Origin of the sequence: Mesorhizobium sp. B2-4-2 (assembly GCF_006442845.1) — a bacterium.
Lineage (GTDB): Bacteria > Pseudomonadota > Alphaproteobacteria > Rhizobiales > Rhizobiaceae > Mesorhizobium.
Genome location: NZ_VFVM01000013.1, coordinates 1 through 23,754 on the forward strand (window position 1 = coordinate 1; position 23,754 = coordinate 23,754).

23 protein-coding genes and 2 pseudogenes are annotated in these 23,754 nt (G+C 62.5%); 10 read left to right on the forward strand and 15 right to left on the reverse strand.

What is annotated here, in order from left to right:
- Positions 1-15: 15 nt before the first annotated feature.
- The 8 genes from FJ942_RS23930 to FJ942_RS23965 all read right to left on the reverse strand — a co-directional run bounded on the left by FJ942_RS23930 (position 16) and on the right by FJ942_RS23965 (position 6,492).
- Positions 16-381, reverse strand: a complete 366-nt coding sequence (locus FJ942_RS23930) for a hypothetical protein (RefSeq protein WP_140632259.1) — start codon at positions 379-381, stop codon at positions 16-18.
- A 634-nt stretch (positions 382-1,015) separates the two neighbouring features.
- Entirely contained in the window at positions 1,016-1,231 is a 216-nt protein-coding gene (locus FJ942_RS23935) for a transposase (RefSeq protein ID WP_246671712.1), read from the reverse strand.
- 88 nt (positions 1,232-1,319) lie between these two features.
- A complete protein-coding gene (speB, locus tag FJ942_RS23940) occupies positions 1,320-2,264 on the reverse strand; it encodes an agmatinase (RefSeq protein WP_140649840.1) in 945 nt (314 codons plus the stop codon).
- 61 nt (positions 2,265-2,325) lie between these two features.
- Positions 2,326-3,336 carry an agmatinase family protein gene (locus tag FJ942_RS23945; protein ID WP_140649842.1) on the reverse strand — a complete coding sequence of 337 codons (1,011 nt, stop codon included), beginning with the start codon at positions 3,334-3,336 and terminating at the stop codon, positions 2,326-2,328.
- A 41-nt stretch (positions 3,337-3,377) separates the two neighbouring features.
- Positions 3,378-4,196: an amino acid ABC transporter ATP-binding protein gene (locus tag FJ942_RS23950; protein WP_140557328.1), complete on the reverse strand. Its 819-nt coding sequence runs from the start codon at positions 4,194-4,196 to the stop codon at positions 3,378-3,380.
- A 29-nt stretch (positions 4,197-4,225) separates the two neighbouring features.
- On the reverse strand, positions 4,226-4,876 hold the full coding sequence (locus tag FJ942_RS23955; RefSeq protein ID WP_140498320.1) for an amino acid ABC transporter permease: 651 nt from the start codon (positions 4,874-4,876) through the stop codon (positions 4,226-4,228).
- Between the two features lie 3 nt (positions 4,877-4,879).
- Positions 4,880-5,527 carry an amino acid ABC transporter permease gene (locus FJ942_RS23960; RefSeq protein WP_140632261.1) on the reverse strand — a complete coding sequence of 216 codons (648 nt, stop codon included), beginning with the start codon at positions 5,525-5,527 and terminating at the stop codon, positions 4,880-4,882.
- A gap of 110 nt (positions 5,528-5,637) precedes the next feature.
- Positions 5,638-6,492: a transporter substrate-binding domain-containing protein gene (locus FJ942_RS23965; RefSeq protein WP_140649844.1), complete on the reverse strand. Its 855-nt coding sequence runs from the start codon at positions 6,490-6,492 to the stop codon at positions 5,638-5,640.
- Between the two features lie 298 nt (positions 6,493-6,790).
- Here FJ942_RS23965 and FJ942_RS23970 point away from each other — a divergent pair, with 298 nt between their 5' ends.
- Entirely contained in the window at positions 6,791-7,750 is a 960-nt protein-coding gene (locus tag FJ942_RS23970) for a LysR family transcriptional regulator (protein WP_140649846.1), read from the forward strand.
- Between the two features lie 75 nt (positions 7,751-7,825).
- Here the strand turns inward: FJ942_RS23970 and FJ942_RS23975 are convergent, their stop codons facing one another.
- From FJ942_RS23975 to FJ942_RS28945, 3 genes and pseudogenes are all read right to left on the reverse strand, one after another.
- Positions 7,826-8,458, reverse strand: coding sequence for an urea carboxylase-associated family protein (locus tag FJ942_RS23975; protein WP_140649848.1), 633 nt, complete (start codon positions 8,456-8,458; stop codon positions 7,826-7,828).
- A gap of 17 nt (positions 8,459-8,475) precedes the next feature.
- Positions 8,476-9,444: an agmatinase gene (gene speB / locus FJ942_RS23980; RefSeq protein ID WP_140498325.1), complete on the reverse strand. Its 969-nt coding sequence runs from the start codon at positions 9,442-9,444 to the stop codon at positions 8,476-8,478.
- A gap of 261 nt (positions 9,445-9,705) precedes the next feature.
- A pseudogene (locus tag FJ942_RS28945) lies at positions 9,706-9,843 on the reverse strand (tyrosine-type recombinase/integrase); the annotation flags it as partial.
- A 97-nt stretch (positions 9,844-9,940) separates the two neighbouring features.
- On the opposite strand from FJ942_RS28945, the gene FJ942_RS23990 reads away from it, so the two are divergent.
- The 9 genes from FJ942_RS23990 (at position 9,941) to FJ942_RS24030 (ending at position 20,392) form a co-directional block, all read left to right on the forward strand.
- A complete protein-coding gene (locus FJ942_RS23990) occupies positions 9,941-10,687 on the forward strand; it encodes an FCD domain-containing protein (protein WP_140498326.1) in 747 nt (248 codons plus the stop codon).
- 51 nt (positions 10,688-10,738) lie between these two features.
- Complete coding sequence (locus FJ942_RS23995) at positions 10,739-11,722, forward strand: substrate-binding domain-containing protein (RefSeq protein ID WP_140498327.1); 984 nt, start codon at positions 10,739-10,741, stop codon at positions 11,720-11,722.
- Positions 11,723-11,802: 80 nt separating this feature from the next.
- Positions 11,803-13,710: a sugar ABC transporter ATP-binding protein gene (locus tag FJ942_RS24000; protein WP_140899142.1), complete on the forward strand. Its 1,908-nt coding sequence runs from the start codon at positions 11,803-11,805 to the stop codon at positions 13,708-13,710.
- 23 nt (positions 13,711-13,733) lie between these two features.
- Entirely contained in the window at positions 13,734-14,672 is a 939-nt protein-coding gene (locus FJ942_RS24005; RefSeq protein WP_224681803.1) for an ABC transporter permease, read from the forward strand.
- A gap of 15 nt (positions 14,673-14,687) precedes the next feature.
- Positions 14,688-16,643 (forward strand): hypothetical protein, encoded by a 1,956-nt coding sequence (locus tag FJ942_RS24010; RefSeq protein ID WP_140899146.1) that lies wholly within the window; start codon positions 14,688-14,690, stop codon positions 16,641-16,643.
- Positions 16,644-16,684: 41 nt separating this feature from the next.
- Complete coding sequence (gene denD / locus FJ942_RS24015) at positions 16,685-17,671, forward strand: D-erythronate dehydrogenase (protein ID WP_140899148.1); 987 nt, start codon at positions 16,685-16,687, stop codon at positions 17,669-17,671.
- A 53-nt stretch (positions 17,672-17,724) separates the two neighbouring features.
- The gene (gene otnK, locus FJ942_RS24020) at positions 17,725-18,990 is read left to right on the forward strand and encodes a 3-oxo-tetronate kinase (protein WP_140899150.1); all 1,266 of its coding nucleotides are present in this window, start codon (positions 17,725-17,727) and stop codon (positions 18,988-18,990) included.
- Positions 18,987-19,640 (forward strand): 3-oxo-tetronate 4-phosphate decarboxylase, encoded by a 654-nt coding sequence (gene otnC, locus FJ942_RS24025; RefSeq protein WP_140899152.1) that lies wholly within the window; start codon positions 18,987-18,989, stop codon positions 19,638-19,640. The genes otnK and otnC overlap by 4 nt, the downstream gene beginning before the upstream one ends.
- Complete coding sequence (locus FJ942_RS24030; protein ID WP_140581166.1) at positions 19,640-20,392, forward strand: TIM barrel protein; 753 nt, start codon at positions 19,640-19,642, stop codon at positions 20,390-20,392. The genes otnC and FJ942_RS24030 overlap by 1 nt, the downstream gene beginning before the upstream one ends.
- Before the next feature lie 137 nt (positions 20,393-20,529).
- Here FJ942_RS24030 and FJ942_RS24035 read toward each other — a convergent pair.
- The 4 genes and pseudogenes from FJ942_RS24035 to FJ942_RS24050 form a co-directional block, all read right to left on the reverse strand.
- Positions 20,530-20,675 (reverse strand): annotated as a pseudogene (locus FJ942_RS24035) (Arm DNA-binding domain-containing protein); the annotation flags it as partial.
- 166 nt (positions 20,676-20,841) lie between these two features.
- Positions 20,842-22,404 (reverse strand): glutamine-hydrolyzing GMP synthase, encoded by a 1,563-nt coding sequence (gene guaA, locus FJ942_RS24040; RefSeq protein ID WP_140515072.1) that lies wholly within the window; start codon positions 22,402-22,404, stop codon positions 20,842-20,844.
- A 54-nt stretch (positions 22,405-22,458) separates the two neighbouring features.
- Positions 22,459-23,127: a 5'-methylthioadenosine/S-adenosylhomocysteine nucleosidase gene (locus tag FJ942_RS24045; RefSeq protein WP_140899154.1), complete on the reverse strand. Its 669-nt coding sequence runs from the start codon at positions 23,125-23,127 to the stop codon at positions 22,459-22,461.
- A gap of 134 nt (positions 23,128-23,261) precedes the next feature.
- Positions 23,262-23,720: a PaaI family thioesterase gene (locus tag FJ942_RS24050; protein WP_140899157.1), complete on the reverse strand. Its 459-nt coding sequence runs from the start codon at positions 23,718-23,720 to the stop codon at positions 23,262-23,264.
- Between the last annotated feature and the right edge of the window lie 34 nt (positions 23,721-23,754).

Genomic DNA, 23,754 nt, shown 5'->3' on the forward strand with positions numbered 1-23,754 from the left:
CTTGGCACAAGGTACTTACTTCCTGGTGATCCAATCCAGCAAGCCAACTTCGACCTGATCGCACCCGGCGTATTCGAGTACCAGGGTCTTAGCCAGATCGCGCCATCGACATTTGGGCGCGTATGTTCCCAACACCAAATCTTTGAACACTGCCCGGAGAACATCGGCATCGAACGCTGAGATAGCGAAGGGAACCGGGTCTGCATCCTCCCAAGCTCGGGAGGTGTCATCGCCATGGCTTTGGCGCAGCCGTTTCAGAAGCTCGCGTGATGCCGCGAGCACGCGTCGGGAGTGATCAATATCGCGCGGAAATGTGGCGCGACGTGGCAGGAAGGTGGCTTCAATAGCCGCCCGCGCAATGTCTGTATGGGTATCGAGCATCGCTGCCTCCCCTAAGCAGCTATCGGGGCTGCACCTTCTTAGGTGCTGAGCTGCGAATCTCAGTCATCAGCCCTTGCTCTCGGAGCCGAGCTGTCTTCGCATCCCGTGCCGCCCGCTCGACCTCGATCGACTCGCGCGCAACATCCGAGGTGCGCTCTTTTCTCTCGTGCCTTTTTTGTCGGTGAACCGTTGCCTTCTCCGCATCGTCGCCCCGATCTGACGGTCCCGCGGTGTTGTCGCACAGAACGATTGTGGCCAGATGCGGGCGACCTGGGAGGTGTTTCACCTGCCGAGCCAGCAGCCGCTGCCGCTCGGGCTGCGACTGTTTTGCGAACCGTCTAAAAGGTTGGACATCATGGCCAAGCCAATCATCCACTTTGAAATAATAGGGCGTGATCCTGCGAACCTGCGCCGCTTTACGCGGAACTCTTCGGATGGGAATTCGAGATCGGCGGATCGGTCTCGCCGCTTGTTCCCGACGCAACTATGGCTTCCTTGCCCCGCCTCCGGGGCTCAATCGGTAGCAGGGGCGTTGGAGGCGGGAGAAATTTTGATCCGGATGTAGTCCCGCTTCTCGGACGCGGTGCGCTTTTCAGAGCCCCCTTTAGAAACTCAATTTCCAAGGCTTGCCGGCCTACCAGCCGCTCCAGCGCTGCGATCCGCGCCTCATCGTGTCGGCCGCCGCCACGTCTTCGTCGAAGGAGCCGGCCTCGTATTTCTGAACCCAGATGCGGATCAGGTTACGCGGCAGTTCGTGCCGCTTGGCGAGACCATGCAGCGTCTCGCCGGACAGGAACTCCTGCACTACCTGACGTTTGAACTCCATGCTGTGCGTGCGATAAGTCACCATGGGCTTCCATCCTTCGAAAGCCCGGCTTCCAAGTCAATTCTGCTTGTTCATCCTGTCCGGTCCGAGGGGCGCACTCCACACATGGGTCTCATTTAGCCGGTATTTGCATCGTCATGACGCAGAGAAGCTCGAACAGGAGGGTGGCACCGGTTAGCGCGGTGACGCCCGAAGGATCGAGCGGCGGCGAGACTTCGACCAGATCGGCGCCGATGATGTCGACGCCGGCCAGCGCTCGGATCATCTTCTGGGCCTCGCGCGTCGTTATGCCGCCGATCTCAGGGGTGCCGGTGCCGGGGGCAAAAGACGGATCGAGCGCGTCGATGTCGAACGAGACGTAGGTCGGCGCGTCGCCGACGATCGAGCGCGCCTCGGCCATCACCGTGTCCACGCCGCGCTCCATGAATTCCTCGATGAAGATGATCCGGATGCCGGCCTCGCGGGCGAAATCGTAGTTTTCCACATCGGAGATCGCTCCTCGGATGCCGATCTGGACCATGCGCTTGGGATCGAGCAGGCCTTCCTCCACGGCGCGGCGGAACGGGGTGCCGTGATTATAGCGGTTGCCGAAGAACTCGTCATAGGTGTCGGAATGGGCATCGAAGTGAACGAGGCCGGCCGGTTCCTTGGCGATGCCGCGCAGGATGGGCAGCGTGATCAGATGATCGCCGCCGACGACCAGAGACCGGGCGCCGGAGTGGTGGACGTTTTCGAAGAAGGCGCTGATCGTGTCCAGCGAGCCGGGCAGGTCGAGCGGGTTTACAATCACGTCGCCGCAGTCGCCGGCACGAACCTGTTCGAAAGGCGAGACGCCCGTGACATGGTGGACGCGCCGCACCAGGCTGGATTGGTTGCGGATTTCGCGCGGTCCATGGCGCGCGCCCGGCCGGTTGGTGGTGCCGCCGTCGAAGGGGACGCCGATCAGCGCGATGTCGACCTGCTCGGGGGTAGCCATGGGCAGGCGCATGAAGGTTGAAGGGCCGGCAAAACGCGGAACGCTGCCGGAATCGAGTGGCTGGAAATTTGTAATGCTCATGGTCTTGTGTCCTGTTGGCGCATCGGGTCGCTTGACCGCGAGGCGCACTCCGAAGGTGGTGCTATTTCTGTTGGAAGTCGGACCTGTGGGCGTCGCGCCAGGCGTTCTGCTTGCCGGCGCGCTTGGCCGCGAGGCAGAACAGGGCCTCGGCCAGCAGCCGGCCGGCCAGGATGCTGGTGGTGCCGCTGGAAGCATCGAAATCCGGCGATACCTCCACGAGGTCGAACCCAGCAAAGCCGTCGCGGGCCACTATTCTTACGCCGCGAATGATCTCGCGCGAGGTAAGGCCGCCTGGTTCGGGGCTGTTGGTTGCAGGGGCAAAGGCTGGATCGACGCCGTCGATGTCGAGGCTGATATAGAGGCGCGCGCCGTCGGCACTGGCGATGGCGCGTGCGCGTTCGGCAACCGTTTCGATGCCGAGGCGCTCGACTTCCTCCATGGAAAACACGGTGATGCCGAGCTTGCGGTAGAGCGGGGTCCATTCGAGCAGGTTGCGGGGGCCGCGCGCGCCGATGACAACGATGCGGCGGGGGGCCACCTTGTCGAGTTCGGCAATGCGCAGCAGGGGCGAGGCGCGGGTGAGGCGGTCGCCGCCGAAGGATTCGCTGAGATCGAGATGGGTGTCGAAGACGATGAGCCCGACCGGGGTGTCGCCGGCATCGGAGACCGCGCGTACCGCCGGATAGCTGATGCCGTGATCGCCGCCGATGGTCAGCGGCACCGCCCCGTTGACCAGCACCGCGGCAAGCCGCGCTTCGAGGCGGGCGTAGCTGGCGGCATTGTCCCCCGGCACTACATCGATGTCGCCGGCATCGGCGACGGTGATATGGGCCAGCATGTCGAGGTCCCAGTCGAAGCTGTAGCTGCCGTAAAGAAGCGAGTATTTGCGGATTTCCTGCGGGGCGCGGCGGGTCGCGCCGCCGCGAAAGGTGGCGATGCCGTCATAGGGCATGCCCACCACCACAGCGTCGGCGGAAAGACCCGCCAGATCGCGCACATAGGGAAATGCCATGAAGGGTGGCACGTCGCCATACATGCGGGGAACACCTGCCGGGCTCAAAGCTTCGCTCATGGTACGGTCCTCCGTCTTGTCGTGTCGATTGTGCCGCTGCCCTACTGGCCGGCGGCGGGCTCGCTCTGGAACAGCATGTTGCGCTGTCTCCAAGTGTCGAGGAATTCACGCAAGCGCGGGCTTTGCGGATCGTTGAAGAGTTTGGCGGGCGGGCCCTGCTCGATCACCTTGCCGCGGTCCATGAAGACGACACGGTCGGCGACCTGGGCGGCAAAGCCCATCTCGTGCGTCACCACCACCATGGTGATGCCCTCGACGGCCAGTTGCTTCATGGTGTCGAGAACCTCGCCGACGAGCTGGGGATCGAGTGCGGAGGTCGGTTCGTCGAACAGGATCACATGCGGCTCCATCGCGACCGCCCGGGCGATGCCGACGCGCTGCTGCTGGCCGCCGGAAAGCTGCGAGGGGTAGCGCTCGGCGAAATCCGCGAGGCCGACCTTGGCCAGCGCACGGCGCCCGCTTTCCTTCGCCTTGGCGGCGGGAGCGCGCTTGGAAAGACGCAATCCCAGCGTCACGTTATCCAGCACTGTCATATGCGGCCATAGGTTGAAGTGCTGGAACACCATGCCGACGTTGCGGCGCACGGAATCGATGTTCTGGTCGCTTTCTCGTACCAGTCCTTCGGCACCGCGCTTGTAGCCGAGCAACCGGCCCTCGATCTCGATCTCGCCGCTCGTATATTCCTCGAGGAAGCTCGCGCAGCGCAGCAACGTGCTCTTGCCCGACCCCGAGGGTCCGATGATGCAGACGACTTCGGAGAGGTTGATGTCGAGCGAGATCCCGGACAGAGCCGCGAATGTGCCGAAATCCTTGGTCAAATTGCGGATCTTAATGACGGGCTCGGTGGTTTCAGTGGCCATCGTTTATTCCCAATTGGTGGTTGAGCGGCCTAGAACCGCACCCGGCGCTCAACATATTTGCCGAGCTGCGCGACTGCCTCGACCAGCAGCCAGTACAGTAGGGCGGCGGCGAGATAAGGTTCGATGACCGCGTAGGTCTCGTTGACGAATTGCGTCGTGTTCTTGGTCAGCTCGGCAACGGTGATGATGGACAGCACCGCGGATTCCTTGATGAGGATGATGATCTGGTTGACCATCGGTGGCGTGATCATGACCAGCATCTGCGGCAGCTTGATATGGCGGATGATCTGCGTGCCTGAGAGCCCGGCCATGCGCGCCGCCTCGATCTGGCCTTTGGAGATCGACTGGAAACCGGAGCGGAAGATTTCGGCGAAATAGGCGGCACCATAGAAGCCGAGGCCGAAAACACCCACCGCTTCGGCACTCAGCCGGAGGCCTATGCTCGGGCCGCCATAATAGAGCACGAACAGCAGGATCAGGATCGGCAGGCCGCGCATGATCTCGATATAGGCCCGAACGGCCCAGCGCAGTGGCGTGAACGGCGTGCTCTCGAGGCAGGCGAGCAACAGGCCGATCGCCAGTCCGAGGGCTGTGGCAAGTGCGCAGATCCAGGCCGTCGTCGCCAGGCCGGCCAGCATCAGTGGTCCGTATTGCACCCATAGGTCGAAGAATTGCGCCATGGCTCAGGCCCTCCGCGCCAGCCGTTGCTCGGCCATGCGGCCGATCAGCGACAGAAGGAAATTGATGACGATATAGATGACGGCGGCGGTGATGTAGATTTCGAACGGGCGATAGGTGGTCGCGACGATCTGCTGGCTTACCCGCATCAGTTCCGTCACAGCGATGACGGAGACCAGCGATGAGTTTTTCAGGATGCTGATGGTCTCATTGACCAGCGACGGGATGACGAGGCGCAATATCTGGGGCACGAGTATATGCTGACGCCCCGCCCATTTGCGTATGCCTACCATGCGCGCCGCCTCCAGTTGCCCTGGTGGAATGGCCAAAAGTCCGCCGCGAAATATCTCGGCCTGGAAGGCGATCGTGTTCAGGGTCAGCGCGAGGATGGCCGCGAGGATGGGCGCTACATTGATGCCGATGAGCGGCAGCAGATAATAGATAATCAGCAACTGCACGAGGATGGGCGTGCCGCGCCACACGCTTTGATAGATGCGCGAAAAGCAGCGCAGCCACGTCTTCTTCGAGGTGACGCCGAAGCACAGGACGAGGCCGAGCGGCATGCCGAGGATGATGGCGACGCCCGACACCAGGATGGTCATGCCCGCGCCCCAGAGCATGATGGGCAGGTTGTTCTGGATGAGGGCGAACATTGCCAAATCGTCAGACCTTATGGACTTGAGGCCAGGCTTGCAGCCTGTGCGTTTTTAGGCAGGCGAGGCTGGAAAGCCTCACCTTTATCCGGGCGTTGGATGCCGACTCGTCAGCTCTTGGGTTCGGGCAGAGCGTCCGTCGGCAGTTTCATGGTGAAGCCGAACCACTTTTCCTGAAGTTTGGCCATGGTTCCATCGGCGGCGAGCTTGCGGAACTGGTCATCGATGAAGTCGGCAAGCGCCTTGCTGTCGTCGTCCTTGCGGAAGGCCCAGCTGAAATAGGTCGGGTCCCCGAACGTTGTGCGGATGGTTTCGAAGACGTCGCCGCGCTGCGTCTGCAGGTAGAGCAGATTGGGCAGGGAATTCACGACGGCATCCGTGCGCCCGGCAGCGAGATCGGCATAGGCTTCATTGAAGTCGACATAGGTCTGGATGTTGGCGATCGGCGCTAGGCCTTTTGCTTTTAAATTCTCGGAAAAGGCCTCGGTGCCCTTGAGCTGTGCCGAGCCGGCCTGCGTGCCGACATTTTTGCCGCTCAGGTCTTCGGGCGTGTTCAAGGCGGCGTCGCCTTTGCGCTTGACGTAGGAGAACGACGCGTCGGCGATTGGCAGAGACAGCCTGTAGGTATCGTAGCGCTGTTTGTTAACGGTGACGGAGGTTATGATGGCATCGAACTTCTCCGTCTGCAAACCGGGCAGCAAGCCCTGGAACGGCAGGTCGAGCCGGTTCACCTTCACGTCCGGCAGCGCCTTCATGACTTCTTCGAAGAGGTCAACTCCGTAGCCTACGATCTTGCCGTTTTCGACATATTCGAACGGCGGGTAGCGGGCCTCGGACGCGATGGTGATTTCCCCCTTTGCCTTGATCCGATCCAGAAGATCGGCGGCGGTGGCAATGCTCGCCACGGCGAGCGAGAGCGACGCGGCCAACAGCGTCGAAGTGCACAGTTTCAAAGCGGATCGCATAACTTCCTCCAGTTTCGTATGTTCCCGTTTATTATGGATTATTTGGAGTCCGAGGCTTCTGTACGCGCTCAGGAATCTCGCATGCGTGACGAGCCTTAGACCTCCAGGTCGTCAGCCGGCTGCAATGCCGGCCCGATTGTTTGCTTCCCCAGTGGCATGACGGCACGGCACCATCTGGTAGGGCAGCATGGCAGGATTGAATCTTTGATAAACATGGAAGGAATAGACTATACATCGAAGTTGACGATGTAAGGCTGATACCCAACACCGTCTGAGAGGCTCAGGGAGGAGTGTCAGAATGCGTCTGTCGGTTGCCGACATTCGTGCGCTCAGGGTTTTCCGCTCGGTGGTCGAGCATGGCGGATTTACCGGAGCGCAGCTTGCTTTGGCGATGAGCCAGTCGACGATCAGTTTCCAAATCAATGCGTTGGAGGAACGGCTGGGGTTTTCGCTGTGCCAACGCGGCAGGCGCGGCTTCGAACTGACCGATAGGGGCACCGCGGTCTATGAATATTCCCATTCGCTGACTTCAGCGCTGTCGGCGTTCGAGATGCAGCTGGGCGAACTGCGCTCCAAGGCGACGGGTGTGCTACGCGTCGGAATCGTCGATGCCACCGTTACCGATTCAGCCCTGGGCCTCGATGACGTCATTCATCAGTTCATCAAGAAAGCCAGCGAAGTCGATCTGCGCATCACCATCGGCTCGCCTGAACAGCTTATCGCGGAAACCGCCAAGGGTGGGATCGACTTCGCGATCTCCCCCCGCATCAAATTGCTGCCCGGCTATTCGCAGACCGAGTTCCATTATGAAATCAACTCGCTCTACTGCAGCGAGCGCCACCCGCTGTTTTCCCGCAAGCTGGTGACAAAGGCTGATGTGGAAGCATCGCAGATGGTGGTGCGCCCTTATGCCAACAAGTCGGAATTGCAGCATTTCCCCAACGCGCATGTCGGCGCCTATGCTTCGAATATAGAGGCGCAGGCGATGTATATCCTGAGCGGCCACTTCGTCGGCTATCTGCCGGATCACATGACCGTCACGTTTAGACAGAACAACCGGCTTAAGGCGCTGCTTATTCCCGAGGCGCAGATCCGCTCGCCCTTCGTCATCATCGCGCCAAAGCACAAGAAAGCCTCGCTGTCGCAGAGGATTTTTTTTCAGGAACTGCGCAAAAGGGTGGGGAGCGCCGAAAAATCGACCGGAAAAGGGCAAGCCGCCGACGCAAAAAACAAGATGCCCAAGGTACGCGGCATGTAAAAATTCCGTTATGCATTGATCCCGAAAAGCGAGAGCCGCCTTTCGGGATCAATGGTCTGGATGCAGGGCTGCGCTTTAAAGGCGCGGCGCCTTGGCGTCGATCCGATAATGCGCTTCGGTGGGAACGCAGCCTTGACCGTTTACCGGAATGAGGTCCTGCGGGCAGGCTGAGAACGCGACGATCAAATCCATTTCCGCGCACATCGACACATAGGAGCCCGGTCCCGCCACCGGTGCCTCGAAGGCGACCGAACCGTCTTCGCCGACGGGAATGTTCATGAACAGGTTGAGCGGCGAAGGGGTTTCGGGTGGCGTCAGCCCGACCGCGCCGAGGGCCGCCGCCAGATTGTCGGTGCAGTTGTCATGGTGCCCGACATGGCCCAACTGCTGGTAGCGATAGCGGTCGCAGGCGGCGATCAGCGTATCGTGCACGCCACCCGACGTGTCCTGTATCAGAGTCAGCATCGGACGCCGCTTGTTGCTGCACAGCGTGTCGCCGTTCTGTGGGTTCACCTTGAGCATGGCTCCACGACTGTGCTCCATCGACATGAATTCCGCGATATCGTCGGCGCAGAAGGCCCAGGTGTCCACCACCTGGGTGCCGTGGGTGTTGATGACGGTGATCACCTGGCCTTGGGCAACGCGCGTCGCCACGCCCTTGCGGGCAGGAATGACGTGAACCTGACCGTTACTTGCGTTCGTTGGCATCGTTGAATTCCTTTCGTTCAGCGTCCGCGCGCTCCGTGTTCGACGAAGATATAGCCGAGAAAGTTCAGGAGTACCTGTGCTGCGAGAAAGCCGGTGATGCCCGAAGGGTCGTAAGCCGGGGCCACCTCGACGAGGTCGATGCCGACGACGTCGCCGCGCTTCACAAGGCCCCGGAGCATTTCCATTACTTCATAATACAGGAAGCCGCCATGGCTAGGCGTGCCAGTGCCCGGCGCAATCGACGGATCGAAACCGTCGATGTCGATCGTTACATAGTAGCGTACGCCTTCCGGAATGGTCGCCAGAACACCTTCGACGCCGAGCTTGCGGGCCTGGCGGACGGAAAGGATCGTCGAGCCGCGTTGGCGCGCATCCTCGTAACCGTCGCGGGCGGTCGAGGAGACGTTGCGGATGCCGATCTGGCTGAGGCCGCTAACATGCGACTGTTCGGCCGCGCGGCGCATCGGATTGCCGTGTCCTTCGCGCACGCCATGACGCACGTCGACAAAGTCGAGATGCGCATCGATCTGCACGATGTGAATGGGGCCATGTTCGCTGAACGCCCTGACGCAGGGAATGTTGATGGCATGGTCGCCGCCCAGAACGACGGGCAGCGCTCCGCGTTCAAGAATCTTGCGGACCGCCATTTCCGTATTCGCGTGGCTGGCCACGGTATCGGTATGCACGATATCCGCGTCGCCTATATCGACGATCCGCACCTTGTCGAGCGGCAGATAGATCTGGTCGTCCTCATGGTCGTAAGCGCCGGCATGACCGAAGGAAAACAGCGTCGAGGCCTCGCGGATGGCGCGGGGGCCGAAACGTGCACCGGAGCGGTACTGGGTCCCCATGTCGAAGGGCACACCCAGCACGGCGACATCCGCGTCGATCTTGTCCCAATCAAGGCAGATCGGCCGTTTACCGAAGGTGCTAAGCCCAACGAAGGGGAGATCGAGCCGCCCACCCTCATACCCGTGTCCAGACATCGAAACTCTCCCTTTCGGATAACCCTCACGCCATCCGGCAGCGACCTTCGATATGAGCCGAAGCGCTTAAGCTGGAGTGAAGCACGACAGGCCTGCGGTCTGTCTGCCTCGTGGCTAGCATGGTCCCGCCACTCCTATCCATCACGAGTATCGGGCGTTCATATCGATTTATCCGGAAATTGGCCGTATTAGGGTTAGAACAAGAGCAGCCCGAAATCCATGGAAGGAAGACTCCCGCTCCGCCGGTGAGCGCTGTCGTTCGAGCTTGCTGTGCCCGAGCAGCACCTGGATGACCCTGATGTCGACATCCTGCTCAAGCAGGTGAGTGGCGAAGCTGTGCCGGAGAGTATGCGGGCTGAGAACGTTCTCACCGCTCCCAAAGCAATATCTCTTGTCAGCCGAGATTTGACGGCCGCGTCTCGCTATTGACGCACAGCTGAAGCAGGCCTACTGGTACATATACCGGACCACTAGACCTCTTCGGATGTAAGGACGGATGGACCTACGAGCGATTCTGACCGACGACGGGAGTGCGCTTGGCGGCGTGCCGAAGCATTCGATGAAGGACTTCGTCGTCCAGAAGATCGCGACATTCATTGCGACCGGCATTCTTGACGTGGGGGACCCGTTGCCAAGCGAGCGTGAACTTGCGGGCGCTTTGTCGGTAAGCCGCGAGACGGTGCGCGGTGCGATCCTGATCCTTTCCACAAAGGGCATCCTTTCCGTCGCCCAGGGCACGCGGACAGTGGTGGCCTCGACGGAAGTCGGGGAACTCGCGGTTCAATCGGCCCGCTATCGCGACATTTCCAGATACAGTCTTGACGACGTGCATGAGGCGCGGTTGCTGATCGAAGATCAGGTGGCGCGGGCCGCGGCCGTCCGGGTTGAAGCCGCGACGCTCGAGACCCTGCAAAAGTCGATCGAGGCGCAGGAAGCGGCGATCGACGATCCCGTTCGCTTCCTCATTTGCGATCGCGAATTTCACACGGCCATCTATCGGGCGGGCGGCAATGCCGCGCTGGCGGATATCGCCGCCGATCTCTATTCCTACCTTCTCGACCATCGGCGGCGAGCAGTCGCCCAGCCTTCAAGCATCGCAACGAGCATCGCCGATCACCGTGCCATTCTTGCGGGACTTGAGGCGCGCGATTCCGAGGCGGCCGCAAGGGCCTTCGCGGTCCACGAAACACGCATCTACACCACGACCAAGCAGCTTTTAACGCAATCCGCTCGAAAGGGATAAGAATAGGGGCGGATTGCCGGGCAACCATGCAGCACAACAGGAGGAGTTCCCATGCTGACAAGACGCCTTTTTGCCACCGCAGCCCTCGCGGGCGTTGTCGCGCTGACCGGCATTGCCGGGACGGCGACCGCCGCTCTCGCCGAATCCAAGGAGTTGGTCTATCTGACTCCAGGCCTTGATCTTGCCTTCTGGCGATACCTCTCCAAGGGCATCGAGAATGTCGCAACCAAGGGAGGCTACACCTATCAGGCGCTGGATTCGGGCAACAATGCCCAGACCCAGCTTAAAAATGCCAAGGACGCGATCGCCCGCGGCGTCGCCGGGATCATCATCTCTCCGACAGACAGCTCGACCGCGCCGGCCGTGCTCGATCTCGCCAAGCAGGCAAATATTCCCGTGGTCATCGCCGACATCGGCACGGACAGCGGCGACTATGTGTCCTTCATCATCTCTGACAATTATCAGGGCGCGAACGGCGTCGGCAAAGCGCTGGCCGAGGCAATGAAGGCCGCCGGCAAGCAGGACGGCAGCGTGGGCATTGTCGGCATCAGCCAGGCCCGCCTCAATGGCCAGGCCCGCACCAAGGGCTTCAAGGACGCGATGACCGAGGCCGGCATCACCAAGGAAGCCGGGCTGCAGCAGATGCAGACCTACACCGCGGACGAAACCTTCAAGTTCACGCAGGATATGACGACCGCGAATCCGGACATGAAGGGCCTCTTCGTCCAGACCGACGGCCCGACGCTGGGCGCCTTGCAGGCAATCAAGGCGGCCCGCCTCACCGGCGACGTGCTGGTTGCCGGTTTCGACGGCGTGCCGGAATTCGTGCCGTTGCTGCAGTCGGGCGAACTGGTCGTTTCGGGCATGCAGCAGCCGTATCTGATGGGCCAGGAATCGGGACGCGCGATGGTCGACCATCTCGGCGGCAAGACTCCCGAAAAGAAAATCCTCGTGCCGATCAAGATCGTGACCAGCAAGAACATCGAGCAGGAGCTTCCAACCATCAAGGAAACGGTCTTCGCCAACGAGATGTAATCGGGGCCTGGCCGACATAGGCCGTCCGGGGGCACCCTCCCCCGGACGCTTTATTCGTACCACTTGGAGTGTGTCCTCGGATGGTAGACAGCAGCAAGATTCCCGAGCCGCTTCTCGTGGCTCGTGGCGTCACCCGCCTGTTTGGGAACGCCTACGCGCTCAGCAACGCGTCGATAGCGCTCTGCCGGTACGAGATCTGCGGATTGCTGGGCGCGAACGGCGCGGGAAAATCGACGCTGTCACGGATCGTTTGCGGACACCTGCCGCCTTCATCGGGCGAGATACTCTTCAAGGGTGCTCCCTTGACCGTCGGATCCGCGCGCGACGCGCTGCGTTCCGGCATTGCCCTCGTGGCACAGGAAACCAGCCTGGCGCCCGACATGAGCGTGCTGGAGAATATCTTCCTACCCAGCTACGCGATGCCGGGCCGTCTGTCTTTCAGCCAGTTGCGACACAGGGCGCAGATCATCCTGTCGGAACTTGGCCACGACCACGTACTGCCACTCGACATCGAGGTGCGCCGGCTCTCGGCAGCGCAACGCCAACTCGTCGAAATAGCCAAGGCGCTGGCCCTCAACGCCGATCTTGTCATCTTCGACGAGCCGACGGCCTCCCTCTCGCCGATCGAGGTTGACCGGCTGTTCGAGATCATGGGGCGGCTGAAAAACAGCGGGAAGGCACTCGCCTTCGTGTCGCATCGGCTTGAGGAGGTCTTCGCAGTCACCGATCGCGTCACAATCCTGCGCGAGGGCAAGACCGTGGCCGAAAGCGTGCCTACGGCGGGGCTCACGCAGGCCGACGTCATCCGCCACATGGTGGGACGCGACATCGGAAATGTGTATCGAAAGGCCGTCTCGCGAGTGACCACTAACGAGCAGCCGGTGGCTCTGGAGGTAATTGGGCTCAAAGCCCCGCCTTTCGTGCGTGACGTCTCGTTCACGGTGCGCAGGGGTGAAATTCTCGGCCTCGGCGGGCTTGTCGGAGCTGGACGCTCGGAGAGCGCCGAAGCGATATTCGGACTGCGCCACCGCAGCCGCGGGCGCGTCCTTGTCGGCGGCAAGGAGATTGCCCCCAACAGCCCTATCGCGGCAATCCGCGCCGGTCTCGGAATGGTCGCCGAGGACCGGCGGGCCCAGAACATCGTGCCCGACATGACGGTCGGCGAAAATCTCTTCCTCGCCCAGATGGGCAAGCACAGGGGTTTCGGGCGAGGCCATTCGGCGCGCCGCAAGCAGGCCAGCGAGCTGATTTCGCGTCTCGACCTTCCGACCGACCGCATGGATGCAAACCTTCTGCACTTCTCCGGCGGCATGCAGCAGAAGATCATTATCGCGCGCTGGCTGCTGATCGAGCCCGAAGTGCTCATCCTCGACGAGCCTACGAAAGGCGTCGACATAGGGACACGCCAGGCAATCTACGAACTGCTGCGCGAGGTGGCCGAAAGGGGGATAGCCGTAGTCGTGATCTCCTCGGATTTCCAGGAATTACTGGGGATCTGCGAGCGGGTCGTCGTGGTGAGTGACGGCTATACCATCGCCGACCTGCCCGCCTCGCGACTGAGCGAAGAGAGCCTGACGCTGCTCGCCGCGCCCCGAAGCTCAGCCGAGCGCAACACGGCATTCCTGCGCGATCTTGTCGCCGGCCATGGCGGCACGGCATTTTGGGGATTGATCGACGACGACCGGTTCGTCTGCCTCGCCCTCGCCGAGGGTACGCCGGGTGCAACGATGGGACTCGCGGCCGGGCATGTCTATCTTGCGCAGGAGACGGCAATCCCCCTCGCGCTTGGAAGGCGTCAACCCGGCATCGTGACCGAGAATGACGGCCGCTCTACATTGCTTGCACCACTGTCCAATCGCCGAGGGCACGATCTGGGATGGATCGGGCTCAGCCTGCCGGCCGGCTCCAGGCTGCCGGACGCCGGGGCTCTGTCGGCCCGGATCGCCGGCCTGTTCGATACACCTCAAGACGAAAAGATCGACGCATGAACGCGCCCACACGATCCTTTGCGATGCCCAGATTCGCCAGCACGCTTGAGTTCCGGATGCTCTGCCTCGCCATGGTGCTTGCGGTGATCCTGTCGTTCATCTCGCCGCACTTCTTCACCGAGCGGAACATGTTCAACATACTCGACCAATCGGTGGTGCTTGGCATAGTTGCCGTCGGCATGACCCTGGTGATCCTGACTGGCGGCATCGACCTTTCCGTCGGGTCGGTCGCGGGCGTGACCGGCATCACCCTCGCCCTACTCCTGAAGGAATTCCCCATTCCGGTGGCGATCGCGCTCGCCATAGGTTGCGGCGCCCTGATCGGGCTTTTCTCCGGCGTTCTCATCGCAGTGTTCGGCCTGGCCCCCTTCGTGGTGACGCTCGGGGTCATGGCGATGGGGCGCAGTCTCGCCTACATCGTGTCGGGACAGCGCTCGATTTCGGGACTGCCCATGGGGCTGCAGAATATCGTCTACACGAACCTGCTGGGCATCCCCGCCAACGTCATCTTCCTCATCGCGCTCTACCTCGCCACCTGGGCGTGGCTGACATATTCCAAGGGCGGGCGAACCATCTACGCGGTCGGCTCGAACATTGAAGCCGCCCGGGCGGCCGGCCTCAACACCCTCTTCTACTCGATCTTTCCCTACGTGGCGTCCGGTGCCCTTTCGGCGACGGCGATGACCTTTTCGCTGGCGCAGATCATGTCGGCTGACCCGATCGGGGGGAACCAGCTTGAACTCGACGCCATCGCGGCCGTGGTCATCGGTGGCGCGAGCCTCTACGGCGGACGAGGCACGATATTCGGCACGCTGATGGGGGTTCTGATCATGGTGATGATCCGCAATGGCCTCAACCTGCTCGGCGTCTCGCCGTTCTGGCAGGGGACCGCCATCGGCGCCATCATCATCCTCGCCTTGCTGGCCGAGCGCCTCATCACCTGGAAATCGCGCCGCGTTTGAGACCAGGAGAATCCTATGACACAGTCCGATCCTTCCCGCGCCGTCCGCCTCTACGGCACCGAAGAACTACCGGCAGAGGAGCGGCTACTGAGCGCCAGGCCCCTCAGCGTGCTTTTCGACGGCGCGAACCTGCGCGACTGCCGCATGCATGGCGAAGAGGTGATCCGCGCAATCTCGTTCGTGGTCCGCGACAAGGACTGGACGACGCTCATTCCGAAGATCACCGACCTGGTCGTCGAAAAGGACGACGATCGCTTTCGTGTGGCCTATCGCGCAAGCGTTGCCAGCAAAGGCGAGACCTTCGGCTATGACGTGGGCATCGCTGGTACCGCGGCAGGCGTTCTGACCTATTCGGCTCGCGGAACCACGCCGACCGGGCTTCTCACGAACCGGACCGGCTTTGTCGTCCTGCATCCCATAGAGGGCATAAGCGGCGCGGCCGCCACGATCACGCACACAAGCGGCGAGAGGGTCGAGACACGGTTTCCTGTGGAGATCGATCCGGTGCAGCCGATGATGGATCTGCGTGAAATCTCGCACCGTACTCCCGGCGGGCTGGAGGTCAGCTGCCTTATGGAGGGCGACGCGTTCGAGATGGAGGACCAGCGGAACTGGACCGACGCCTCCTACAAGACCTATGTTCGTCCCCTCGCTCTGCCCTGGCCATACAGGATCGAGCCCGGCGAGGTCGTCGAACAGAAGATCACCCTGACCGTCAAGGGCTCTCCCAAGGGTCCGTCGCGTCAGGCGGGAGGCATCGCCGCCCTGACGCTCGGCGAGGCGGCGGACGCGATTCCACCTCTCGGCGTCGGATTGCATCCCGATGACGCTTCGGCCGCATTGCGGCATGTCGAGACGCTTGCCCAGCTCGGCGTCGCCCATGTCATCTGCCATTACGATCCGCGGCTCGGCCATGATGCCGAAACGCTGGCGAGGCAGGTCGAGATCGCCATCGCAATGGGCGCCCAACCCTGGCTCGAAGCAGTGGTCGAGCATGCCGACGATGCTGGCGCCGCGGCGGAAATCGACTCCCTGGGCAAGGTGGCCGCGAGGCTCGATCATCGCTTCACGACGGTTCTGGTGTCGCCCGCACCCGATCTTAAATGCACGCTGCCCGGCAGCATCTGGCCGCCAGCGCCGGATGCGGCGAAGCTCTATACGGCCGCGCGCGCGGCCTTCCCCGGATCTCGCATCGGCGGAGGCATGTTCAGCTTCTTCACCGAGCTCAACCGCAAACGTCCCCCGGCCGAGGCGATAGACCTCGTGACATTCACGACGGCGGCGATCTTCCACGCTGGTGACGACCGCTCCTTGATGGAGACGCTCGAATGCCTGCCGCATATTGCCAGGACCGTGCCGGCGATCGCCAAGGGCCGCCCATATTCCGTTGGGCCGTCCGCAATCGGGTTGCGCGACAATCCCTATGGTGAAGCGCCGGTCGCCAATCCCGCCAACATCCGGCAGGCGGTCAATTTCAATGATCCGCGCCAGCGGGGCGTCATGGGAGCGGCCTGGAACCTCGGCTACTTCGCCGCCTTCGCGGAAGGCGGCGCGGCGGCCATCGCGCTCGGCGCCGCGGTCGGCCCGTTCGGCGTCCTCTCCGTGCCGACGTCATTTCCGCAGCCCTGGTTCGAAGGCAAGGGCGAGCTCTATCCTGTCTGGCACATCGTGCGAGGCCTGGCGAAGCTCAAAGGCTGCCCGCTCCGTCCGCTGCGATCGTCCGTCCCTGGCGCAGTGCGAGGGATCGCGGCGGTTACCGAAAAAGGCACCGAGCTGTGGTTATGCAACCCCTCGCCCAACGCGCTGGAGGTGCGCCTCCCCGAAGGCTTCGCGCGCGCTGCAATTCTTGACGCCTCATCTTTCGTCGCGGCATCGCGCCAACCGGATCTGCTCGATCGGCTGACGCATGACGGAACGCAAACCCTGTCGCTCGAAGCCTACGCAGTCGTGCGCGCGCTCAGGCAGGTCTGAAGCGGCATCACAAACCAGTCCCGGAAGAGAACGGAGCATCCATGCATATACTCATCATTGGCGCTGGTGGAATGATCGGCCGCAAACTCGCGGCCGAGCTTTCGCGGACAGCATCGCTTGGAGATCGAAGGATCGACCGGATGACGCTGGCGGACGTGACGAAGCCGCCGGTGCCAACCGGTGACATAGGTTTTGTCGAAGCCATTGCCGCCGATATTTCCGCTCCCGGCGCAGCGCAGGATCTGGCCGCGCGCCGCGCGGATGTGATCTTCCATCTCGCGGCCATCGTGTCCGGCGAAGCGGAACGCGATTTCGAGAAGGGCTATCGCATCAATATGGACGGCACGCGCGCTCTTTTCGAGGCGATCCGGCTGGAAGGAACCCGGCGGAAATATATCCCCAGGCTGGTGTTCACCTCCTCGGTTGCTGTCTATGGCGCGCCTCTGCCCGACCCTATTCCCGACGACTACATCCTTGCCCCGCTGACCAGCTACGGCACCCAGAAGGCGATATCCGAGCTGTTGCTGGCCGACTATTCGCGCCGCGGCTTCCTCGACGGCGTCGGGATACGCCTGCCGACGATCGTCATTCGGCCCGGCGCTCCCAACGCGGCAGCCTCGGGCTTCTTCTCCGGCATCCTGCGCGAGCCACTCGCCGGGCAGCGCTCCGTGCTGCCGGTGAAGGAGACCGTCAAGCATTGGCTGGCGAGCCCGCGCTCGGCGGTAGCCTTCCTCATCCATGCCGCGATGCTCGATACATCCGCGCTGGGCGCCCGGCGCACGCTGAACATGCCGGGTGTCGCGGCCACGGTCTCCGACCAGATTGCCGCGCTCCGCCGCGTGGCAGGGGCCGAAGCCGAGGCGTTGATAGACCGCAAGCCGGACGAGGCGATCGAGGCCATTATTGCCGGGTGGCCGAAATCCTTCACGCCCAGGCTGGCCACCAGTCTGGGCTTTGTGGCCGAAAGCACGGTCGACGAACTGATCGCGGTTTACCTGGCGGACGACGCCCCGAAGACCATCCCTTAACCGTTAGGGCATGGTCGCCAAAGTTCCGTGAAAGTTGAAACTGGGAAATTCCGATGCTTCTGGGCTGCATAGGCGATGATTTCACCGGGTCTTCCGACCTGGCCAACACGCTTGCCAAGGGGGGCATGCGCACGGTCCAGTACAACGGCGTTCCCAACACCGCCTCCGACCGCTCGGTTGACGCGGGCGTCGTTGCCCTGAAGACCAGAACGATATCCGCCTCGGAGGCGGTGAAGCAGTCGCTCGCGGCGTTGGAGTGGCTTCGACGCCAAGGCTGCCGCCAATATCTGTTCAAGTACTGCTCGACATTCGACTCGACGCCCGAAGGCAATATCGGTCCCGTGCTGGACGCTCTTGGCGACGCGTTGGGAGCGGCACGCGCGATCGTCTGTCCGGCGTTTCCCGCAACCGGCCGGTCGATCTACCAGGGGCATCTTTTCGTCAACGATCGGCTATTGAGCGAATCCGGCATGGAGAAGCATCCGCTTACGCCGATGACGGATCCCGATCTGCGGCGTTGGCTTTCGCGACAGACCAGGCGCGCGATCGGTCATGTCCCCTACAGCGTCGTGGCGGAAGGCAGCGGCCCGATCAGGGATGCTCTGAAGGCAGCATCCACCAGGGGCTCTCGCTACGTCGTGGTCGACGCCATCCAGGACAAGGACCTTATCGCCATTGGCGAGGCTGCCGAAGCCGATGTCCTGCTCAGCGGCGGTTCGGGAATAGCGCTTGGACTTCCGGCCAACTTTCGTCGGGCCGGGTTGATCGGCACGGCGGCCACGCATTGGAAGGGAATACAGGGGCCAGGGGCCGCGCTTTGCGGTTCGTGCTCGACCATGAGCCGGCGCCAGATTGCCGAGCACCGGAAAAGCCATCCGACGCGCGTTGTGGAGGTGGATGCGGTCGTGGACGGCACGGCCAATCCTGTTGAATATGCCGAGTGGGCGATCGGCCACCAGCACCACGGCTTGCCATTGGTGTTCTCGTCGGCCGAGCCCGAAGCCGTCGCCGCCGCACAGAACCGCTACGGGAAGGAGCGCGTCGCGACGGCAGTTGAAGGTTTTTTCGGCGAACTGGCGCGTCAGCTTTCGGCGCGTGGCGTGCGCCGGCTGGTTACGGCGGGCGGCGAGACATCGGGGGCTGTCGTATCGGCGCTCGACATTTCGTCGTTCGAGATCGGACCGGAGATCGACCCCGGTGTTCCGGCGTTGAAGGCGGGTGACCCGGATATGGTGCTCGCCCTTAAATCGGGCAATTTCGGTTCGGCCGGGTTCTTCGAAAAGGCAGCCGACGTCCTTACGGGAGGCGTTCTACGATGAGCGATGAAACAAGACTCAGGGATCAGATCTGCAGCATCGCTGCGTCCATGTTCGCGCGCGGCCTCACTGCGGGAAGCTCGGGGAACATCTCCGCCCGCCTCGGCGATGGTCGGCTGCTCGTCACGCCGACAGGATCGTCCTTTGGCGCGCTCGACCCCGCCCGCCTGTCGCTCTTCGACGCTGAGGGACGGTTCCTGGACGGCGACAAGCCGACAAAGGAGATGCCGCTGCATCAGGCGTTCTACGAGACACGCGGCGCGCGCACCGGAGCGGTCGTCCATCTTCATTCGACCCATTCTGTCGCGGTTTCGCTTCTGCCCGACGTCGATCCCGACAGCGTCTTCAAGCCGCTGACGGCCTATTCGATCATGCGGCTGGGAAAGGTGAAACTGCTGCCCTACATCCGGCCCGGCGATCCGGCGATGGGAGACGCCGTGCGCGGACTCGCTGGGAAACGGTCGGCCGTATTGCTGGCCCACCACGGACCCGTCGTCGCCGGCAAGGATCTCGAAGCCGCCGCCTACGCGATGGAGGAACTTGAGGAAACGGCCAAGCTCACGCTTCTCACCCAGGGCTTGCGGCCCAGGATCCTCGCGGCTCCGCAAATTCGCGAGTTGGTGGAACACTTTGACGTGGAGTGGGACGACTGATGCAACTTTCGGCCAATCTGGGATTTCTCTTTCGTGACCTAGCGCTTCCGGATGCGATCCGCTCGGCCAAGCGGCGCGGTTTCGCGGCGGTCGAGATGCATTGGCCGTACGATACCGACGCATCGGTGGTCGCGGCGCTGCTCGCCGAAACCGGTCTTCCGCTGCTTGGCATCAACACGGCCCGGGGGGATGTTGGGGCGGGTGATTTCGGCCTCTCCGCGCTGCCGGGCCGTGAAACGGAAGCGCGCGCGGCGATCGACCAGGCGATTGAATGGGCAGCCGTAACAGGCTGTCGCAACATCCATGTGATGGCAGGAAAGGCAATCGGTGACGAAGCCTTCGCGACGTTCACCGGCAATTTGCGGTACGCTTCGAAGGCGGCGGCACGGCACAACATCGGCATATTGATCGAGCCCCTGAACCCGCGCGATGCGCCGGGCTATTTCCTCTCCGACCTTTCCACCGCATTGCGTGTGATCGATGCGACAGACGGTGCGGTAAAGGTAATGTTCGACTGCTATCACATGCAGATCATTCAAGGCGATTTGCTTAACTCGGTAAGGCAATTTTCCGACAAGATCGGCCATATCCAATTCGCCGCCGTACCGGATCGTAGCGAGCCCGATCACGGCGAGGTGGACTATGGCTGGCTCCTGCGCGCAATCGCGGACGCCGGCTATGATGGTGCATTCGGCGCCGAATATCGCCCCGTCACCGATTCGTTCGGATGGATGAAGCGTTTCGACCACTAGAGGCCTGAGTGCGCGTGCTTGGCGCGGCACGCTTTCGGCCCCGGCGGAGCCGATATCCACGCCAGACAGGAGGCGCGAGAACACCCGGTCGATAGCGGATCTGCCGCGTTCGGGATGACCTAGGCTACTCGCCAAAACTCTTGGCGTCGTTCAGGCGGCGCCTGTAATCAAGCCGAAATGAGATCGCCCCACCGGGCATGACCCGGACATATAGGCCATCTCGGCCAGCAATCTTGTAGATATTCTGTGGTTCCAGCGCCTTAAGGGCGGCATCCGTCAACATCCCTACTGCGTCCTGAAAAGTACCGTCAGTACAATTTGGAGGCTCGTGGCAGGAAATTCCTTTTTCCTCTATGCCTTAGGCAAAAAACACCGTCACGAGCCTCATTGCTCCGACGTACTTAAGTCGCGGATTGGCGTATTTTCGGCGGCGTTTGAGTGGGCCTGAATCACTCCCACTCAATTGTTCCCGGCGGCTTCGACGTCACATCATAGACCACGCGGTTGATGCCGCGGACCTCGTTGATGATGCGGGTGGCAGCGGCGCCCAGGAAGGCCATGTCGTAGTGATAGAAATCTGCCGTCATGCCGTCGACCGAGGTAACGGCGCGCAGCGCGCAGACGAATTCGTAGGTGCGGCCGTCGCCCATGACGCCGACCGTCTGCACCGGCAAGAGCACGGCGAAGGCCTGCCAGATGGCGTCGTACAGCCCCGCCTTGCGGATCTCGTCGAGATAGATGGCGTCGGCCTCGCGCAGGATCTCCAGCTTCTCGCGCGTGATGCCGCCGGGGCAGCGTATGGCAAGGCCCGGGCCCGGGAACGGGTGGCGGCCGATGAAACTCTCGGGCAGGCCGAGTTCCTTGCCGAGTGCGCGGACCTCGTCCTTGAACAGTTCGCGCAGCGGCTCGACCAGCTTCATGTTCATGCGCTCGGGCAGGCCGCCGACATTGTGGTGCGACTTGATCGTCACCGACGGGCCACCGGTGAAGGAGACGCTTTCGATGACGTCGGGATAGAGCGTGCCTTGCGCCAGGAAATCGGCGCCACCGAGTTTCTTGGCCTCTTCCTCGAACACCTCGATGAAGAGCCGGCCAATGGTCTTGCGTTTCTTCTCGGGATCCGCCTCGCCTTCGAGCGCACCGATGAAGCGATCCGACGCGTTCACCAGAATGAGTGGCAAATTGTAGTGTTCGCGGAACATCGAAACGACGCCGGCGGCCTCGTCCTTGCGCATCAGGCCATGGTCGACGAGAATGCAAGTGAGCTGGTCACCGACGGCCTCGTGGATGAGCAGCGCGGCGACCGAGGAGTCGACCCCGCCGGAGAGCGCGCAGATGACCTTGCCCTTGCCGACCTGCTTGCGGATCGCCTCGACCGCGTGCTCGCGGTAGGCACGCATCGTCCAGTCGCCCTCGATGCCGGCGATGTTGTGGACGAAATTCCTGAGCAGCCGGGCGCCGTCGGGCGTATGCACCACTTCCGGATGGAACATGATGCCATACATCTTGCGCTCGACATTGCCGAAGATGGCAAAGGGCGAACCTTCCGACTTGCCGAACACCTCGAACCCCTTGGGCAAGGAGATGACGCGGTCGCCATGGCTCATCCACACCTGATGGCGCTGGCCGATCGCCCACAGGCCCTCGAACAGCGGACTTTCCTTCTCGATCTCGACGAAGGCGCGGCCGAATTCGCGATGGTTGGAGCTTTCGGCAACGCCGCCCATCTGCACGCACATTGCCATCTGGCCATAGCAGATGCCGAGCACCGGCACGCCGGCGTCGAAGACGATCTGCGGCGCCCGCGGACTGCCGATATCCGTGGTCGAGGCCGGACCGCCGGACAGGATCACGGCTTTTGGATTGATGCGCTTGAATGCCGCCTCGGCCGACTGGAACGGCACGATCTCGGAAAACACGCCGGCTTCGCGGATGCGGCGGGCGATGAGCTGGGTGAACTGGCTGCCGAAATCGACAATCAGGACGGTGTCGGGTTGATTGGCTGTTTTCATGGCGAGCGTTTAGAGAAAGAAACGAGTCGGCGCAATGGGTTGCGAGCCTGACTTTCAGACCGGTCCCGCCACGTCACCGGGAGAACCCGTCCGAAGCAAGCCCGAGCCGATCGCCTGTTCGAGGCGCATGACGGCATCCGCCAGCTTTTCGTCGATGACGTGCAGATATTCGGTCCAGTCGCCGACATGCCTGAGATCAGCCGCGCCGTCGGAAATGCCGCGCAGCCCAATCAGGGGCACCTCGAACAACTGGCAGGCGCGCAGGCAGGCGAAGGTCTCCATGTCGACCATGTCGGCCGCGATGGCGTCAAAGGCCGCGCCGGTGATGATTGCGCCGCCCGTCGACAGCGTCGCCTCCTTTATGCCCGGGATGCGCAACGGCAGCGGCACCGTAACCGGCAAATCGAGAAATGGCGTCGCGCCCTTCTCGAAGCCAAGCGGCGAGGCGTCGATGTCACGATAGCTGACCGAGACCGCCTGATAGATTTCCGTCTGCTCCAAGGTCCGGCTGCCGGCCGAGCCGAGCGACACGACGAGGTCCGGCAGCGCCTTTTGCGACTTCAGCCAGGACAATTCGGCGCCAAGCCGGACGGCTGCCTCGATCGGGCCGACACCGGTCATCAGCGGCGTGAACAGCCGCTGTAGATGCGGCCCGTATTCGGCCTGCGCAGCCATGACGAAAAGGACATCCTTGCCGGACAGGCGCGACACTTTGTCGGTCATGATGATTTACTCCTCCCTGTCCTGCGGTCTTCACCGCCTGCTCGCCGGGACCCGCTGCCTGCGGCAGCTCCCGGCGTTCGTGGCCTTTCATCGTGCCACTGGCACGATGAATTCGCCTGCGGCGAACCGGCCACTCACCCAGCAATCCCGTCGCGGCCCACCATCGTCATCATGGTGCCGGTCATGGTGGCGATCAACTTGGCTTCGCCGTCGGCGGCGAAGGCATAGGCCTGGCCGTCGGCGACGATGATGGTGCGGCCGGGCTTGGTCACCGAGCCGCGGAACAGGAAGCGCTCGCCCCTGCCCGGCGCCAGCAGATTGACCTTGAATTCGATGGTCAGCACCCCGGAATTCTCCGGCATCAGCGAGAAGGCCGCATAGCCGCAGGCCGAGTCCAGCGCGGTCGAGATGACGCCGGCATGCAGGAAACCGTGCTGCTGGGTGAGTGCGGCCGAATAGGGCATCTCGATTTCGATGATGCCGGGCGTCACCAGCGTCAATTCGGCGCCGATGGTCGCCATCGCCTGCTGGCGCGCGAAGGACGCCCTGACGCGGTCCTCATAGTCCGGAGCGGGTATGATCTTTGCTGCCATGGCCGTCGCTGCTTTCACCTTTGCCGGAAAAGCT